This window comes from Campylobacter coli LMG 9860, from assembly GCF_000254135.1.
GTDB lineage: Bacteria > Campylobacterota > Campylobacteria > Campylobacterales > Campylobacteraceae > Campylobacter_D > Campylobacter_D coli.
Genome location: NZ_AINS01000027.1, coordinates 1 through 16,757, shown reverse-complemented (window position 1 = coordinate 16,757; position 16,757 = coordinate 1). Strand labels below are relative to the sequence as shown.

Genomic DNA, 16,757 nt, shown 5'->3' with positions numbered 1-16,757 from the left:
ATTTATATCCCTTTCTTTAGCTTGCGGATCAAAAATCTTGCAGGATGTATACAAGGAATAAAATTTTTAAACACCCCCAAAGGCTCCTCGTTAATCAAAGCACAAAGATATCTTGCAGCCAAAACAGAAGTGCTAAAAGCTCTTGAGCCATGAGCAAGATTAAGATATAAATTAGGGATATTTTGAGGCAGAACTTGCGCCTTGTTTTTTGTCCATAATAAAGCTTTATATTCTTGCTTATAAAAAGCTTCATCATAAGCTGCTCCCACAATAGCAAACCTATCGCTAGAATAAGATCTAAAACCTACTCTAGAGCCTTTGATGATGATTTCCTCATCGCCTTTTAAAAACTCTTGTATGTTTTGCAAATTTTCTTCATCATCGGCTTTTTGTGGATTTGGATTTGAATTCAGCCTATCATAACTTGCGCCAATAACTTGCAAATCCCCATCACTAGGACAAATATAAGCTTTTGAAGAAAGGGCAAATGCATTATCCAAAAAAGGTTTTAGATGAGTAACCTGTCCTCTAACCTTACTTAAAAGCATTCCATCATAAACTAAAAAATCCTTAGTATCAGCACCCATAGCATAGATTAAAATATCAAAATCTTGCATTGCTTTTTGGTTTTTAAAATGCAAAATAAATTTGTCTTCTTGGTATTGAAAAAAATCATATTCGTGATTAAAATACATTTTTGCTTGACTTTTTTCAAAAAGAGATTTTAAAATTTCTTTAGGCTTGATGTGTCCGCCATCTTCTAAAAAAGCTTCATTCTTATCAATCTTAAATAAAATATTATCTTTTTGGCTTATAAAACGCTCTTGCATCAAAGGAGTATGAGCAAATTCTATCACTCCTTTTAGATTTAAATCTAAAATTTGCTTATAAAAACGACTCGCCTCGATAAAAGCAAGTTGAGAAAATTCACCCAAAGCAACATCAGGCTTTAAAATCAAAGAGCTTAAAATTCCACTTTCATTGCCACTTGCGCCACATCCTAAACTATCGTTTTTTTCAAAAACACTGACTTCAAAATCACGCAAAGAAAGCTCATAAGCTAAAGTTGCACCACATATGCCCGAACCTATGATGGCTACTTTTTTATTTTTATATAAACTTGGAATTCTTTGAAAATAAGCTTCTTTATCTAGGGTTGGATATTCTTTGCGTAAAAAAGCTTTGATCATCTCTCGCTTTCTAAAACCTTTGGTTTTTTGGATTTCAAAGCCATATTTTATAAGATTTTTTTGCAAAGCACTCGAAGCAGAAAAGGTGCAAATTTGGGTATTAGTCTTTGAAAGTCGAGCAACTTGAGCTATGAAATTTTCATCAAACATGGCTGAATTTTTACTCGGAGAAAAACCATCTAAAAACCAAACATCAGCATTAAAATCAAGCTCTCTAAGAATAGCAATATCATCAAAGATTAAATCCAAAAAACAATCTTTAAAATAAAAACGATAATACCCTTTTTTAGCCTTAGGATAAAACTTTAAAAAAGCTTCTAAAATTTCTTTAAATTCTTCATAAAATCCAAGCTTTTGATAAATTTCTCTAAGCTTGTCTTTTTCAATATAAAAACCCTCAATGCTGGTGTAAAATAATTTTTTAGGACGCTTCTTTGCTTGAAGAAATCTTTTAAGGGTTAAAAAGAAATTAAGCCCTATACCAAAGCCACTTTCAGCAATGATAAATGTATCATTTTCTTCAAATTCAAAAGCCTCACTATAAACAAATTTGCTCTCATTTAAACCATCTTTTGAGTTAAAATAAAAATCATCAAAATCCAAAGAAAATGGGGTATTGTCTTTAAAGATTAAATTAGCTTTTTTCATCTATTGTTATAAAAATAATTCTCCACACCATCAGCTATACCCTTAACCAAAGTGTCTTGAAAACTTTTATTTGCGATTCTTTTTCCCTCACTTGGATGAGTGATATATCCAATTTCTATCAAAATAGCAGGCATTTGAGCTCCAACAAGAACCCAAAAAGGAGCTTCTCTTACTCCACCATCGACAATTTTATACTTCTTACGAGTTTGGGTTAAGATATTTTTTTGCACATCTATAGCAAGTTTGTTTGAAGCCACGATCTTTTCTCTGTTTAAAAAATTCAAAATACTTTGCTTTGAAAAATAATTAATCTCTTCAAAATCACCCTGATTTTCTTTTTCAGCAGCTTTTTTACTTCTTTCACTTCTAGCAGGACTTAAGAAAAAAGTCTCCACACCCTCACTGCTTTTTGCTTTTGATGCATTAGGCGCTGCATTTGCATGGATAGATAAAAACAAATCCGCTCTTTTATCATTGGCATATTTTGTTCTATCTCTAAGATTGATAAATTTATCTGAACTTCTTGTATAAAGTACTTTATAACCGCGTTTTTTAAGCTCATTTCCAAGCTTTAAGGTCGTGCTTAAAACTATATCTTTTTCTTTTAAACTCCCTTTTTTATCGCTTAAAGCACCGCTATCCTTACCCCCATGTCCTGCATCTAAGACTATGAGTTTATCGGATTTGAAATTAGAATTTAAAACATTTTTACTAGCAGTTTTTGAAGTGCTTTTGCTTGAAGTAGAAGTGCTTTTGCTTGTACTGCCACTAAAACCTAAAGTCAAACTTTTATCATCTAAATCTTTAAAAAGCTTAAATTCTTTAGTTGAGCTGAGTACAATACGAACTGTTTTTGGATTATACTGAGTAACTGTAACAGCATTTTGCCCAAAAGTAAAATTCTTGCGACTACCTTCTAAAATTCCTTGAAAGCTCACTACTTGTCTAAAGAATTTTTGATCTTTTGTGCTAAAACTTGTAATATCTTTTTCATCAAGCTCATCGCTTAAATTTAAAACAACAGAATTAGAACTTTTATCTACATCTAAAACATATAAAGGTTCATCATTTTCTTGTTCTTTTTTGGTATTTGTTTTAGCTTCTTGAGTTTTAACTGGTTTGGACTCTTGTTTTGCGACTACTTTTTCACTTTCTTGTTTTGCTGCTGTTTTTGACTCTTGCTTACTCGGAGTACTTTTTTGTATAGCTTGTGATTTTTTAGAAATACTTATTTTTTCATCTTCAAAATCAAAGTTTAGAGGAATTTTTTCCTTAGCATAAGCAACGATACGAATCATCTTAGGATTGTATTGTGAAATTACTATGCGATAATCATCAAATTTATATTCTTTTCTTCCGCCTTCTAAAATACCCTCAAAATCACTGATATAACGATAATTTCCTTTTTCATCCAAGGCAAAACTTTTTATATCTTTTTGCTCTAAATTGGTATTTAAATCAAGTACCACTCCTTGACTTGTCTTACTTGATTTTAAAACATAAACCTTATCTACTTTTTTTGTCTGTTGGGGTTTATTGTTTTGTGTTTTTGTGCTTTCTTGTTTGGTTTGTGGGGGTTTTGAAGTACTTTTAGGAGGTTCAAAGCTTGAAACCTCGACATTTTTAGAATCAGGCTGAACTTTTTGCTTATCCTTAATCACAGCTTTTCTTAAAGCATTGATGCTAGCCTTACTCACTCCGCTTTCTTCTAATTCGTTCGCATAAGATTTATCATCCAAATTTAAAGCATTAGAACTTATAATCAATCTTTTTAAAATTTCAATTTTAGTTTTTTCATCTTCATTGATCACACTTTGTATATAAAGACTTTTTAGCTGATGATGGAACTTAACTTGAGCATCATTTTTTGACGCGATAAAATTCTTATCAAAATTAGCAAGCTCATTTTCATATGCCCCAAAACAAATACTAAAAAGTGCGATACAAAAAACTAAAATTCTAAACATTATTCACCATTGACGAGTTTATCCATAAGCTCTTTAACACTGATTAATTTTTCTAAACGATAGCCATTGGCTCCTGTAAAGAATAATCCTGTTTCTTTTTTTCCCGACCATGCATCAAAAAGCCTATCTGCTATACAATAACCCACCTTTGTCGCCTCTTTACCTCGGCCACATGGCGCTACACAATTGCTGATACAATTGATCTTTGGTCCCATTCTTTTATCGACTAAATCAAGTAAATTAGTCCTTACTCCTCTTGCAGGATATCCCACTGGAGATTTGATAAGTTCTATATCTTCTTTTTTACATGCAAGCAATACATTTTTAAACTCATCACTTGCATCGCATTCAAAAGTACCTATAAAACGAGTTCCCATTTGAACCCCGCTAGCACCTAAAGAAATGGCATTTTCTATATCTTTTTTATCCCAAATTCCACCCGCTGCAATCACTGGAAAAGAACCCCAATTTTTAGCCTCTTCAACCACAGGTGCGATTAAATTCTCAAGTTGATAATTAGGATCTAAACATTGCTCATAGGTAAAACCTTGATGTCCGCCGCTCTTAGGTCCTTCAAGCACAACAGCATCAGGCAGACGGTTGTATCTACTTTGCCATCTTTTACAGATGATTTTTAAAGCCTTAGGTGAAGAGATTATAGGAACTAAAGCAACATCAGGAAAATCTGCTGTAAATTCAGGTAAATTGGTAGGAAGTCCAGCACCTGAAACTATAATATTAAAACCCACTTCACAAGCATCACGAGCAATTCTTGCATAATCATTACTTGCGCATAAAATATTACAACCCAAAGGCGCATCACCGCAAACTTTTCTTGCATTATTTATCAAAGTTTGTAAGCCTTCTCGTGAATAAAAATTTTCACTACCATAAGGCTTAGCATTCAATTCTTTGCTAATATGGGTGCGATTTTCATAATATCCTGTTCCAACAGATGAGATGATACCAAGACCGCCATTTAATGACACTGCTGAAGCCAATTTATCCCAGCTTATACCAAGCCCCATTCCACCTTGAAAAATGGGATATTTTATAGTGTGTTTTCCTATTTGAAGGGATTTTAAACTCATATATTCACCTTTAATTTTGCAAATTTTCTCTTACCTACTTGTAAAATATACTCCCCTGTGCCAAGTTGCATTTGCTCATCGCTTACTTTTTGTGAATTTACACTCACCGCATTTGCATTAATGCTTCTTCTTGCTGCAGAGGTAGAATTTTCCAAACCGCATTCTACTAAAGCTTTAGCAAGCCAAATTTCACCCTCTATCTCAAATTCTTTTATATCGCTTGGCAAAGCATTTCCGCTATGTACGCTGTCAAATTCGGCTTTTGCAGCCTTAGCGCTTTCTTCATTGTGAAAACGCGTAGTAATCTCTAGCGCCAAATTTTCCTTAACAAGCTTAGGATGTAAATTGCCACTAGAAATTTCTTTTTTCATATTTTCAATTTCTTCTAAACTTTTAGTACTTAAAAGCTCGTAATAACGCCACATTAACTCATCACTAATGCTTAGAATTTTAGCATACATATCATTAGCTTTTTCTGTAACGCCGATATAATTCCCTAAGCTTTTACTCATTTTATTTACACCATCTAAGCCTTCTAAAAGAGGCATCATCATCACAGCTTGTTCTTTTCCGATATTGTAAATTCTTTGCAGGGTTCTTCCCATTAAGAGATTGAATTTTTGATCTGTTCCGCCCATTTCTATATCGCATTTTAAAGCAACACTATCATATCCTTGAAGCAAAGGATATAAAAACTCACATATAGAAATAGGGCTTTGCTCTTTAAAACGCTTCGTAAAATCATCACGCTCTAGCATTCTTGCTACACTAAAGGTCGAAGTAAGCTCTACTATCCCAGTAGCTCCTAGTTCGTTAAGCCATTGAGAATTGAATTTTAATTGTGTCTTTTGCGGATCTAAAATCTTAAATACCTGCTCCTCATAAGTCTTAGCATTTTGTAATACTTGTTCCTTATCAAGTTTTTTACGCGTAATGCTTTTTCCACTAGGATCGCCAATTTGTCCTGTAAAATCACCGATTAAAAATTGAACTATAGCTCCGTGTTTTTGCAAATATGCCATTTTGGTTAAAACCACACTATGACCTAAATGCAAATCAGGTGCTGTAGGATCAAATCCTGCTTTTACGAAAAAATTTTCTCCCTTTTCGTAATAATTTTTAATCAAATTTTCAATTCTTTCCTCATCGATGATTTCTGCGCACCCTCGTTTGATTTCTGCAAGTATATTTTTTATATCCATTTTCTACCTTTTAGTTTAAGCTTCTTTATAAGCGTCATTTAATGAAGTAAAATCTAAAATTTTACAATAAGATTTTAACCTGTCTCGGACATTATCAGGATTTATATTGTCAGGAATTTCTATCGTGATCTCAAAATAATCCACCACTGTATTAATATCACTTGACAAACTAATCGTTAATAAATTAATCTGCATTTTAGCCAAAACTGCCAAAAACTCTGCTAAAATTCCTTTTTTATTTTCTAAAGAAAAGATTAATTTGTATGATTTAGGGATATTAGAATCCCATTTAATCAAAACCATGTCTTTATTATTGTCTATCATCTTATCTGCCCTATCGCAGAGTTTATGATGAACTATAGCATTTCCATTTTCAATAAATGCAAGTACAGCATCGCCTCTTTTTGGATGACAGCAGTAATCAAAATCCACATTAGCAATTTTATGATTAGAATACAATAAAAAATTCCCAATCTTTTGTTCTTTGATTTCGTATTTGTCAAACCAATAAGATTTTTTAGCGTATTTTTTAAGCCCATTGACTATATCTTTCAAATAAGCACTATCACTGGCTACTTGTCGTATGCGTCTGCCTAAATTCTCTCTTTCAATCCAATTTTCTATCTTGTTTTTATCTACACTAAAAATAAAACTTAACATATTAATCGCGCTTAAAAGATTGATTTCTCTCATTTTTTGCTTACAAAATTCTCTTATGCTCGCTTTTGCTTTTCCTGTTTTTACACTATCAACCCAAGAACAACGATAAAACCTATCATTGGAAGTTACAACCCTTACTATATCTCCATTTTTAAGCTCGGTTAAAAGAGGGACTTTTACACGGTTAACATAAGCACTTTTTGCATGAAGTCCTACTTTAGTATGCACCTCATAAGCAAAATCAAGCACAGTAGCTCCTCTTGGCAAAGTAAAAATTTCACCCTTTGGAGAATAAACAGCCACATCTTCTACATAAAGACTATCTTTTGCATACTCATAAAGCTCGATAGCATTATAATCTTCTGCGTTTTCAAGATTGTTCGTACTTTGCATCGAAATATCAGTAAGCCAATCAAGTCGCGGGGCTACAACACTCCCATCTTCTTTGTATTTCCAATGTGCAGCTATACCAAATTCAGCGATTTTATGCATATCAAAAGTACGAATTTGTGCTTCGATAATATTTTTTGTATCAAAAAGAGTGGTATGTATAGTTTGATAGCCATTTTGTTTTGGTAAAGCTATGTAATCTTTAAAACGCGAAACCAAGGGATTAAAATTTGTATGCAAAACCCCTAAAGCCAAATAACAATCGCTCACATTTTCAACCAAAATTCGTACACCAAGCAAATCAAGTACCTCTTCTATACCCACACCTTTTCTTTGCATTTTAAGATAGATAGAATAACTGTGTTTGATGCGTTTTTGAATTTGAAAACTTCCTTGCCTAAAGCCATTGCTAAGAAATAAAAGCTCGATTTTAGAAATAAATTCATTAAGTCCTAGTTGCATTTGCTGGTCGTTTGAATTAATATAATTATCGATAAGCTTATACTCATCAGGCATCAAATACTTAAAGCTTAAATCTTCTAAATAATTCTTAATACTAGAAATTCCAAGTCTATGTGCTATGGGTGCATAAACGACCAAAGTTTCTTCGCTAATACGCTTTTGCTTATCTTCTCTTAAAGCATCTAAGGTTAGCATATTGTGAAGTCTATCGCAAAGTTTTACCACCAAAACCCCGACATCTTCAATACTTGCTAAAAGCATATTTCTAAATGTAAGAGCGGATTTGGTTAAACTTTTTTTTGATTTTGAAGGAATGAGATTATCTTCTCTGATTTCTACAATCTTTGTAAGACCTAAAACAAGCTTTAAAACTTCGGATCCAAACTGATCCCTAAGTTCTTCTTCGGTACATTGCGTATCTTCGATCACATCATGTAAAAGCGCAGCCAAAATTGTGGCTTTGTTTTCACTTAAAAAAGCAACCAAGCTTGCAACCAAGATGGGATGAACTGCATAAGGTTCTCCGCTTTTTCTAACCTGACCTTCGTGGGACTTTATGCAATAATCCACAGCTTTTTCTACAATAGCATCCTCTTGACAAATGCTAAAAAGAAGTTCTTTTGCTCTTGTTAAATCTCTACAATTTTTAATATCTTCAATGAGTTTTTCGAGCAATAATTCCTCATCGACTGGTTTCAACTAGACCCTCTAAAGTGATTTTATTTTCTGCTATCTCATATAAAGCAATATCTGCAAATTTTAATTTACTTTTATCAATATCCACTAAAGGTGCTGCACCATCGGCTAATTGTTCTGCTCTTTTTGCAACAACCAAAGAAAGACGGTAGCGATCATCTCCCATTCTTTCTAGAGCTTTAGCTGCTATTTCTTCGATTCTGTTTTCCATTAGTTCTCCTTGATTAATTTTTAACTATAGAACAAAGACTGTTATCGCCTTGTATAATTTTAAGCAAATTTCCTTCTTCAAACATATTACATACAACTATAGGCAAAGAATTATCCTTAGCTAGAGCGATTGCAGTATCATCCATAACTTTAATATTATCTTGCATTGCCTCATCATAGCTTAGGGTTTGTAAAAATACTGCATCATCGAATTTATTAGGATCTTTATCATAAACTCCGTTTACTTTTGTTGCTTTAATAACCATTTGTGCATCAATCTCAACCGCTCTTAAGATAGCTGTTGTATCGGTTGTAAAATAAGGATTTCCCGTTCCTGCGGCAAAGATTACAACCCTACCTTTTTCTAAATGTCTTTGAGCTCTTCTCATAATATAAGTTTCACAAAAAGCTTCCATTTGAATCGCACTTTGTACTCTCACATCAAGTCCGCAACTTTCTAAAGCCTCTTGAATAGCAATAGCATTAATAACAGTCGCAAGCATTCCCATGTGATCGCCGCTTGTGCGTTTGATAAGACCGCCTTTGGCTGCTGAAACACCGCGAATGATATTTCCACCCCCTATCACTATGCCTACTTCTATATTGTTTTTAACCAGTTCTTTAATCTCATTTGCTATGAATTTTAAAATAGAATTTTCAATACCAAAACCATTTTCTCCGGCTAAAGCTTCTCCTGAAAATTTTACTAAAACTCTTTTTCTCTCTTGCATTTTTTCTCCTTAATCAACTTGAAATTATATTGAAAATTGCATTAAAATTAGCTAATTTAAACTAATAAGTTCTAAAGGATTGATATGAAAATTCTTTTGTGTTACTTCAAAAGTTAAATCATTTTTTATCCTACCCACTACCGCACCTTTTTTTACATTTTTACCGACTTTGATATTAGGTGCTATCTTATCTAAGTGTGCATAAATAGTATGAATTCCATTATCATGTTCGACTATCACAACTCTTGCTAGCATACTTGTATCTTTGGCAAAAACTATCTTTCCATCTAAAACACTTTTCACTACAGCATCGGCTTTATTGCTTCTTAAAACAACATTTTCATTGAAAATTTTAATATTATAAACAGGATCGATATAATTTCCAAATTTTTGTTTTACGGTAAACGATTCTAAAGGGGCTATAGTTTTTTTACCTGTATAACGCTTAGTAGAGCTTCCTTGGTAGCTAGATCCAATTTGGCGAATTTTTTGAGTATTATTGACAATTTTGCTATCGCTGGCAGTTTTTTGACTTTGTTTTTTATCCTCTTGCTTGCTTTCTATAATTTTTAATTGATTTAAGGTTTTTCTTAATTCATCTTGCTGATCTTGCAAATTCTCAAGTTTTTTAGCATAAATTGCCCGATCGGTTTTTTGTTTTTTAATCTCACTGACTTGCTTTTGTCTTAAATTTTGAAGTTTTGCTAATTGGGTATTGTAATCTTTTAAATCTTCATTAATTTTTTTAATTTGTTCTTGCTTATCATCGATTAATTTACTTATATCTTCATAATCCTTAGAAAGTTTAAAAATTTCATCTTGCAAAATTTTATCCAAGCCACCCAAAACCTCAAAAGCCATAAAACTTTCCTTGCTTTCAACATAACCTTGCGGTATAGACAAATCATAGGCAAAATCCTTAGCCATCAAGGCTATAAGTTTGCCTTCCATATTGGCTTTATTTTTCAAAAGATCTGTGTTTTGACTTGTGAGTAAATTTAAGTCTTTATTTTGTGCCTTGGCTCGAGCTTCAAGCTTGAGAGTTTGAGAATTAAGAGTTTCAATTTGAGCACTTAACTCTTTCAAGCTCTTTTCTCCACTTAATATATCATTGGCTAAATCTTCAAGCTTTTTATTTACCTGCTCTTGAATGCGTTTATTTTCTTCTAAATTCTTAGTTTTTTCACTAATGGCATTAGCATGCATTTCATTGGACAATAAAAAAAAACAAAGAAAAATTAGAATTTTTCTCATTTTTTCACCCTAAACATCACCGAATTTACACAGAATAAACATATAAACAAAGTCACTAAATAAATCACGCCCAAATGCACGATAAAATTAATAGGAGGCAAGATAATATCAACCGCTTTTAGGCTATCTTGGACTATAGAAAGATTATAAATTTGTGTAAAAAATACAAATAAAATAATAAAAGCAATAAAACAATCCAAAACCACAATCTTATATAGCATAAAAGATCTAAACCAAAAAGGCGCACCAAACAAATACATAATCTCTACGCGTTCAGTGTGTTCAAAAAGCCAAATTCTCATTTGTTTTAAAAACAAAACAAAAGAAAGCAAGATAATGATAAATAAAAACAACCAAAATACAAATTTCATCAAAACAAGCAAAGAATAAACCTTATCATGCGTTTTAGCAAAAGTCTCGACCTTGCTAATACTTGGTATGCTTAAAAGCTGGTTTTTAATGGTATTAAGCTCATTTTGTGTAGGCAAATAATCAAGCTTGATGCTATAAAATTTAGGTAAAGAATCTCGTAAAACTTTTAAATTTTTATCAGAAATATCGTTTTTTAAACGATCTATCAAATCTTTAGGATCTAATGGCTCCAAACTAGAAAAGGAAGAAAGTTTGGTTTTGATAACATTCTTATCAAGCTCAGCAGAGCTTGCAACGATGATATTATAGTCCTTATTGACAAGCTCTTCATAATGTCTTAAAGTAGCATTTGTAAGTAAAATAAACTCAAAAGCAAACATCATAAAAAGCAAAGGCAAAATCAAAGATAAGTGGGTTTTAAAAAATTTCATTCATATTTCCATTTTCTATATTAAAACGACGATAATTCAGTCTTAAATTGCTCGGAATTCTATGCGTAACCACTACAACACAAGTACCTAAAAGCTCTCTAGCTGATTTTAAAAGTGTCCAAATGATATCTGAAGAATACTCATCTAAATTTCCTGTAGGTTCATCGCAAAGCAAAAGCTTAGGGTTATGTGCTAAAGCTCTAGCCATAGCTACTCTTTGTTGCTCTCCTCCGCTTAGTTGATTGGGCAATTTATCCGCTTTAAATGTCAAATTTACATGCTTTAAAAGCTTACTTGCTTGATCATGACAAACTTTTTTACTATAACCTTTAATCATAAGAGGAAGCATCACATTTTTTTCTACGCTGTATTCTTGTATAAGTCTATAATCTTGAAAAATAATACCAATTTGCTGACGCAATTTTAAAAGCTCTGAATTTCCAATCTTTCGCATGGAAGATCCACATACTTCAAGCTGCCCTGAAAGGAGTTCTAAGTCCCCGTAAAAAGATTTTAAAAGAGTGCTTTTTCCGCTTCCACTTTTACCTGTAATAAAAACAAAATCATCATCTTTAAAAGTGAAACTGGCTTCTTTAATAACCAATTCATCATAACCTAAAGAAAGTTTATGCGCTTGAATTAAATTTGACATCCCATCCTCTTTGAATTTCAAAATTCGTAAATTATGCTTTATTTTTGCTTAATTTTCAAGAAAATGTTTCATATTAAAGTGAAATTTAACACTTTTCTTAAGCTCTTTTATAGCTTTTAAATTTTCTTGTATCTTAAAAGGCTCTTTAAAAACAAAACTAATCGCCTCTCCTATATGTAAATAACAATGCTCAGGCTTATTAAAGGCACCAAAAGCTATTTTTAATAATAAACTTTCCCCTTGCTTATAAATATTTTCAAAATGCAAAAAGAAATCCTCTTTTTTTAAAGTAAAATTTTCAAAATTTTTCTCTAAAAGCATCAGATCATTTTTACTTAAATGTATATCTGAAAAATCAAATTCTTCTGATAAAACATTCTTTTCTTCTTTATCTAAATTCCACACCCAAAGATCATAAATATCTTTTTCTTGTCTTTTCCATCTATCTTCGTATTTGCTAGAAATTTCTAAATTTTCATTTTTTCTAATGCTAAATTGCGGTGATGAGAATTCTAAAAATTCCTTAAAAGTAAAGTCAAAATACTCATAACTATCCGTTCTAAGCTCAAAAACCCCTTGGGTTGTAAGCACTCTTGCACATTCTTTGCAAAATGCTTTAGAAACAACACGGCGATGAGGCTTTTTATCCCAAGGAACTGGGAAATGTAGGAAAATTTTTTCTATAGAATCAGACCGAAGAACACTCAACAAAAGTCTAGCATCACTTTGAACTAATAAGATATTATCAATACCTTGAGCGCGTGCAAGCTTGGCTACCTGCGTGATGGCTGGATTATAAATTTCTATCCCAAGGATTAAAATTTGAGGGTTGTTTTTAGCTTGGTAAAGCAAATGTCTTCCTGAACCAAAACCAATTTCGATGTAAATTTTTCCCTCAAGCCTTTCTAAAACTTCTTCAAAATCATTAGCAATCAAAGGAGTTTTTTCGGCTAAAGCATTATTTTTTATACCAAAAGCCTCGCTGATAACATCCTCGCAAAAATATTGCTTAAAAATATATAAAGCCTTATGTAAATAGGCTATTTTAGAAGGTTTGGTATGCTTATCTACCTTAACTACAAATTCATTTTCTCCTTTTTTAATCTGTAGAAAAAAGCTTTCTTCCTCGACCCTTGTGTAGATTAAATTCACATTATCATTATGTGCCATCCACACAAATTCTATCCCATCTTTTTCAAAGGGTAGAATGATTTCTTTAAGTTTTCTAGTTTTAAAATTTGGCACTATTGCTTCGCCTTAACTTTCTTTGAAGGCTCTGAACGAAGACCAACAGAATCAATCGCTATCACTTCATAGCTATATTCTACACCCGGTAAAGCTTTAATATCTTTTAATCTTTTTTCTTTTACACCCTTAAAAATAGCATTTTGATCACCGCCATAGCGTCTAACTTCGTATTCAACCGCTCTTGAGTCATTATCCACCCATTCTAAATCAATACCATCACTCGTACTTTGAGCCAAAATAATACTAGGAGAAGATGGAATTCCTAAAGTTTTACCCTCTACCCCATCTTTAGGCATAGGACTTTCAAGCTCGTCTATATCTACCATGGTTACTTTATAGTATTTACTCTTTGCAGCACCTTCAACTATATCTTCATAAGAATTTTGCTCGGTTTTAGCCAAAAGAGTGTAAGGAAGAAAACTTGAACTTGTAGAATAAACTTTATAATACGAAAAATCTTTGTATTTAGGAGCGTCCCATGTCAAAACTACTTTATTGGCTCCATCTAAGCTCGCATTTAAATGCTCAACTTGAGGAGGTAAGGCCTTGCTTGTAGAATTTAAAATAGAACTTGGCTGGCTTTGCACCCCATCAAATCCAACAGCAATAATTCTATAATTAAAACTCTCCTCCGGTTTTAAATCCTCATCTATAAATTCAGCATTCAAGCGATTTTTCACCTCGGCAATTTTTTTAAATTCTTGTCCATCTGCCTTAGCTCTTTCTATGATATAAGAAGCAACTCTTGGATCTGGATGTGGACGCCAAATCAATTTAATTCGGCTTGGTAGATTGGTGATAGCTTGTGCAAAAGGAATAGCCTCTAATCTTGGCATAGTTTTTACTTCAATCACCTTTCCATCTTCTGAAATATGACCTTGATCATTAAAACTTCTCATCATATAGTAATATTTTGTATTTGGCTCAAGCTTAGTATCTACATAATGGGTTTGAAATTTATTTTTAATCGTTCCTACAAGTTTAAATTCAGGATTTGCATCATTTGAGCGATATAAATAAAATCCTTTGATATTATCATCATATAAAGGATCCCATTCAAACGCTATATTGCTAATATCACTAAGACTTTTAAGATTGTTAATCTTTGGCAAGCTTTCATTGACTAAAAGTTCTTTATTTGAACCTATATTAGAAAGTTGCGAAACACTGCAAGCACTAAATAAAAGAGTCAAAGCACCCAAGCAAAGACTCAAGTGAAATTTTTTCATTAAGCTCTCCTAAAATAAATTTTTTTTCTAAAATTTGTTTAAAATCGTCCATTAATGGAGCTTGGATAAATATTTTTTCTCCATTTCTAGGATGAATGAAATACAAAAAATACGCATGCAGCATAATCCTACACTCGTATTTCCCCCTATAGCCATATAATTCATCTCCTAAAATATGACGATTTATGCTAGCTAAATGTGCTCTAATTTGATGCGTTCTACCCGTAAAAAGCTTAGCCCCAATAAGACTCACTTCCTCGCTTTTTGCCAAGTTAACAAAAGCACTTTTAGCCTCCTTAGAACCCTTAACAAAGCTATTTGTAACTATTTTTTTAATGGCATTAGCACTGGATCGAATCAAAGCTTTATCTATGATAATTTTATCCTCTTTTAGTGGCAAATCAATTAACGCAAGATAAATTCTTCCCATAGTTTTATCACTAAGCTGCTCACTAAGCTTTTGATGAGTAAAATTATTTTTTGCTATCAATATAGCTCCGCTTGTTTCCTTATCAAGCCTATGAACAAGCCCTGCGCGCACTTCTCCGCCTAAGGTAGAAAGGGTGTATTGTTTTTCTATAAGCCAATCCACCAAAGTCGCACTCTTAACACTTTTTGCTCCATGAACAACCAAATTTGAAGGTTTATTTAAAACCAACAAATCCTCATCTTCGTATAAAATTTCTATATCAAAATCTATATCAAATTTAGGCTTAGCTTCCTCTACAAGTGGCAAATTTAAAACAAGTTTATCTCCGACTTTTAACTTGAATGAATTTTTATTTTGAATTTTATCATTAACCCAAACGCAGTTTTTTTCTATCATCGAGGCTATTTGATTGCGACTTTGCTGAAGATTTTTAGCTAAAAAAATATCGAGCCTTGAAGGTTCATCAACCAAAAAAGTTTGCATTTTTTCCTTATAAAATTTTATATAATTTAGAGTTTTATTTTATAATTATATTTTAATACTACAAATTGAAGGCAAATTTTGTTTATACCTGATAGAAGAATTTTAACACATTTTGATTATATGCAACCTATTTTGTTTGTACCTATTATTTTAATTTCGTTTTTTTTAATCTTTGAAGCCAATGCTTTTTTAGCCGAAAAACAATTTGTCTATGCCTGTGTAGGAATTGCCGCATTTAGCGTATTCTTTTTATTGCCTATTCGCAAACTGATGTGGCTTATACCCATAGCTTATTGGGTCAATATCTTTTTGCTTTTAAGTACAGATATTTTTGGTGTTGAAAAGTTGGGTGCTAAAAGATGGCTTGAAATTCCTTTTACTCATTTTACCATCCAGCCCTCTGAAATTTTTAAACCTAGTTTTATTTTAATGCTTGCTTATCTCATCTATCAAGATCCACCGCCTAAAAATGGCTATAAACTAAAACAATTTCTAAAGCTTAGTTTTTTTATCATTTTGCCTTTTTTATTGATCGCTCAAGAGCCTGATTTAGGAAGTGCCATGGTGCTTTTAATCGTAGGTTTTGGCGTGCTTTTTATCATGGGTGTGCATTATAAAATTTGGCTTAGTATCATCATCGCCATCGGTATAAGCTCTCCCATCATTTATACGCATTTGTTAAAGCCCTACCAAAAACAAAGAATTCATGATTTTATCTCCGAAAAACCAAGCTATCAAGTCGCACAATCCATGATAGCCATAGGCAATGGCGGCCTTATAGGAAAATCTCAAGATGAAGCTACACAAACGCATTTTAACTTTTTGCCTATCTCTACAAGTGATTTTATCTTTGCATATCTTATAGAAAGATTTGGCTTTTTGGGGGGATTTGTATTGATTTTACTTTATACTCTACTCATCTTTCATTTACTAAGCTTAAATCAAAAGCTTAAGGATGATTATTTTGCTAGAGTTGCTATAAACTGCGTAGCATTGTTTATTTTTATTTATGCTGCGGTAAATATTTCGATGACTATAGGGTTTGCGCCTGTTGTTGGTATCCCTTTGCCTTTTTTTAGCTATGGTGGAAGTTCTTTTACGATTTTTATGATTTTCTTTGGAATTTTACAGCATTTGATTACCTTTAGATACTTTTGGGTAGACAATAAAAATAAATAAAATAATTTTAAGCAAAAATAAGATATAATTTTATCTTTAAAAATTAAGGCGGATTTATAGCTCAGTTGGTTAGAGCAACCGGCTCATAACCGGTTGGTCGCAGGTTCGAGTCCTGCTAAATCCACCATTACTTCTTTTCTGAAATTATCCCAAGCAATCTTAAGTAATCTAAAATTATCAATTAAGATATGATAAAATCATACTTGAAATAATCTTAAATTGTCTTAAATAA

Annotated in this window: 14 protein-coding genes and 1 tRNA gene; 2 read left to right on the top strand and 13 right to left on the bottom strand. The window is 32.3% G+C overall.

Annotated features, from left to right (window positions below):
- Positions 1-2: 2 nt before the first annotated feature.
- The 13 genes from mnmC to CCO88_RS03825 are packed head-to-tail and all read right to left on the bottom strand — an operon-like array spanning position 3 to position 15,346.
- On the bottom strand, positions 3-1,838 hold the full coding sequence (gene mnmC / locus CCO88_RS03885) for a bifunctional tRNA (5-methylaminomethyl-2-thiouridine)(34)-methyltransferase MnmC2/FAD-dependent 5-carboxymethylaminomethyl-2-thiouridine(34) oxidoreductase MnmC1 (protein WP_002780934.1): 1,836 nt from the start codon (positions 1,836-1,838) through the stop codon (positions 3-5).
- A complete protein-coding gene (locus CCO88_RS03880; RefSeq protein WP_002780925.1) occupies positions 1,835-3,805 on the bottom strand; it encodes an N-acetylmuramoyl-L-alanine amidase family protein in 1,971 nt (656 codons plus the stop codon). Before CCO88_RS03880 ends, mnmC begins: the two co-directional genes overlap by 4 nt.
- Positions 3,805-4,896 (bottom strand): nitronate monooxygenase, encoded by a 1,092-nt coding sequence (locus CCO88_RS03875; protein ID WP_002776244.1) that lies wholly within the window; start codon positions 4,894-4,896, stop codon positions 3,805-3,807. The genes CCO88_RS03880 and CCO88_RS03875 overlap by 1 nt, the downstream gene beginning before the upstream one ends.
- Positions 4,893-6,098, bottom strand: a complete 1,206-nt coding sequence (gene tyrS / locus CCO88_RS03870) for a tyrosine--tRNA ligase (protein ID WP_002780923.1) — start codon at positions 6,096-6,098, stop codon at positions 4,893-4,895. Before tyrS ends, CCO88_RS03875 begins: the two co-directional genes overlap by 4 nt.
- A 15-nt stretch (positions 6,099-6,113) precedes the next feature.
- Positions 6,114-8,309: a RelA/SpoT family protein gene (locus tag CCO88_RS03865; RefSeq protein WP_004284955.1), complete on the bottom strand. Its 2,196-nt coding sequence runs from the start codon at positions 8,307-8,309 to the stop codon at positions 6,114-6,116.
- A complete protein-coding gene (locus CCO88_RS03860; protein ID WP_002776235.1) occupies positions 8,293-8,517 on the bottom strand; it encodes a DNA-directed RNA polymerase subunit omega in 225 nt (74 codons plus the stop codon). Before CCO88_RS03860 ends, CCO88_RS03865 begins: the two co-directional genes overlap by 17 nt.
- Positions 8,518-8,530: 13 nt before the next feature.
- On the bottom strand, positions 8,531-9,247 hold the full coding sequence (gene pyrH, locus CCO88_RS03855) for a UMP kinase (RefSeq protein ID WP_002776232.1): 717 nt from the start codon (positions 9,245-9,247) through the stop codon (positions 8,531-8,533).
- 51 nt (positions 9,248-9,298) lie between these two features.
- A complete protein-coding gene (locus tag CCO88_RS03850; RefSeq protein ID WP_002799565.1) occupies positions 9,299-10,501 on the bottom strand; it encodes a murein hydrolase activator EnvC family protein in 1,203 nt (400 codons plus the stop codon).
- The gene (locus tag CCO88_RS03845; RefSeq protein WP_002799567.1) at positions 10,498-11,304 is read right to left on the bottom strand and encodes an FtsX-like permease family protein; all 807 of its coding nucleotides are present in this window, start codon (positions 11,302-11,304) and stop codon (positions 10,498-10,500) included. The genes CCO88_RS03850 and CCO88_RS03845 overlap by 4 nt, the downstream gene beginning before the upstream one ends.
- Positions 11,291-11,956: a cell division ATP-binding protein FtsE gene (locus tag CCO88_RS03840; protein WP_002784315.1), complete on the bottom strand. Its 666-nt coding sequence runs from the start codon at positions 11,954-11,956 to the stop codon at positions 11,291-11,293. The genes CCO88_RS03845 and CCO88_RS03840 overlap by 14 nt, the downstream gene beginning before the upstream one ends.
- Before the next feature lie 48 nt (positions 11,957-12,004).
- A complete protein-coding gene (trmB, locus tag CCO88_RS03835; RefSeq protein WP_002780917.1) occupies positions 12,005-13,201 on the bottom strand; it encodes a tRNA (guanosine(46)-N7)-methyltransferase TrmB in 1,197 nt (398 codons plus the stop codon).
- Positions 13,201-14,433, bottom strand: coding sequence for a fibronectin type III domain-containing protein (locus tag CCO88_RS03830; protein ID WP_002780915.1), 1,233 nt, complete (start codon positions 14,431-14,433; stop codon positions 13,201-13,203). The genes trmB and CCO88_RS03830 overlap by 1 nt, the downstream gene beginning before the upstream one ends.
- Positions 14,381-15,346, bottom strand: coding sequence for an RluA family pseudouridine synthase (locus tag CCO88_RS03825; RefSeq protein WP_002780913.1), 966 nt, complete (start codon positions 15,344-15,346; stop codon positions 14,381-14,383). The genes CCO88_RS03830 and CCO88_RS03825 overlap by 53 nt, the downstream gene beginning before the upstream one ends.
- Positions 15,347-15,424: 78 nt before the next feature.
- Here CCO88_RS03825 and CCO88_RS03820 point away from each other — a divergent pair, with 78 nt between their 5' ends.
- Together CCO88_RS03820 and CCO88_RS03815 are read left to right on the top strand one after the other, a co-directional pair.
- Positions 15,425-16,525, top strand: a complete 1,101-nt coding sequence (locus CCO88_RS03820) for an FtsW/RodA/SpoVE family cell cycle protein (RefSeq protein ID WP_002780911.1) — start codon at positions 15,425-15,427, stop codon at positions 16,523-16,525.
- Positions 16,526-16,575: 50 nt separating this feature from the next.
- A tRNA-Ile gene (locus tag CCO88_RS03815) sits at positions 16,576-16,652 on the top strand.
- Positions 16,653-16,757: the final 105 nt, after the last annotated feature.

Coding starts and splice junctions, on each gene's coding strand:
- mnmC (WP_002780934.1), bottom strand. CDS start 1,838: ATGAAAAAAGCTAATTTAATCTTTAAAGACAATACCCCATTTTCTTTG.
- CCO88_RS03880 (WP_002780925.1), bottom strand. CDS start 3,805: ATGTTTAGAATTTTAGTTTTTTGTATCGCACTTTTTAGTATTTGTTTT.
- CCO88_RS03875 (WP_002776244.1), bottom strand. CDS start 4,896: ATGAGTTTAAAATCCCTTCAAATAGGAAAACACACTATAAAATATCCC.
- tyrS (WP_002780923.1), bottom strand. CDS start 6,098: ATGGATATAAAAAATATACTTGCAGAAATCAAACGAGGGTGCGCAGAA.
- CCO88_RS03860 (WP_002776235.1), bottom strand. CDS start 8,517: ATGGAAAACAGAATCGAAGAAATAGCAGCTAAAGCTCTAGAAAGAATG.
- pyrH (WP_002776232.1), bottom strand. CDS start 9,247: ATGCAAGAGAGAAAAAGAGTTTTAGTAAAATTTTCAGGAGAAGCTTTA.
- CCO88_RS03850 (WP_002799565.1), bottom strand. CDS start 10,501: ATGAGAAAAATTCTAATTTTTCTTTGTTTTTTTTTATTGTCCAATGAA.
- CCO88_RS03845 (WP_002799567.1), bottom strand. CDS start 11,304: ATGAAATTTTTTAAAACCCACTTATCTTTGATTTTGCCTTTGCTTTTT.
- CCO88_RS03840 (WP_002784315.1), bottom strand. CDS start 11,956: ATGTCAAATTTAATTCAAGCGCATAAACTTTCTTTAGGTTATGATGAA.
- CCO88_RS03830 (WP_002780915.1), bottom strand. CDS start 14,433: ATGAAAAAATTTCACTTGAGTCTTTGCTTGGGTGCTTTGACTCTTTTA.
- CCO88_RS03825 (WP_002780913.1), bottom strand. CDS start 15,346: ATGCAAACTTTTTTGGTTGATGAACCTTCAAGGCTCGATATTTTTTTA.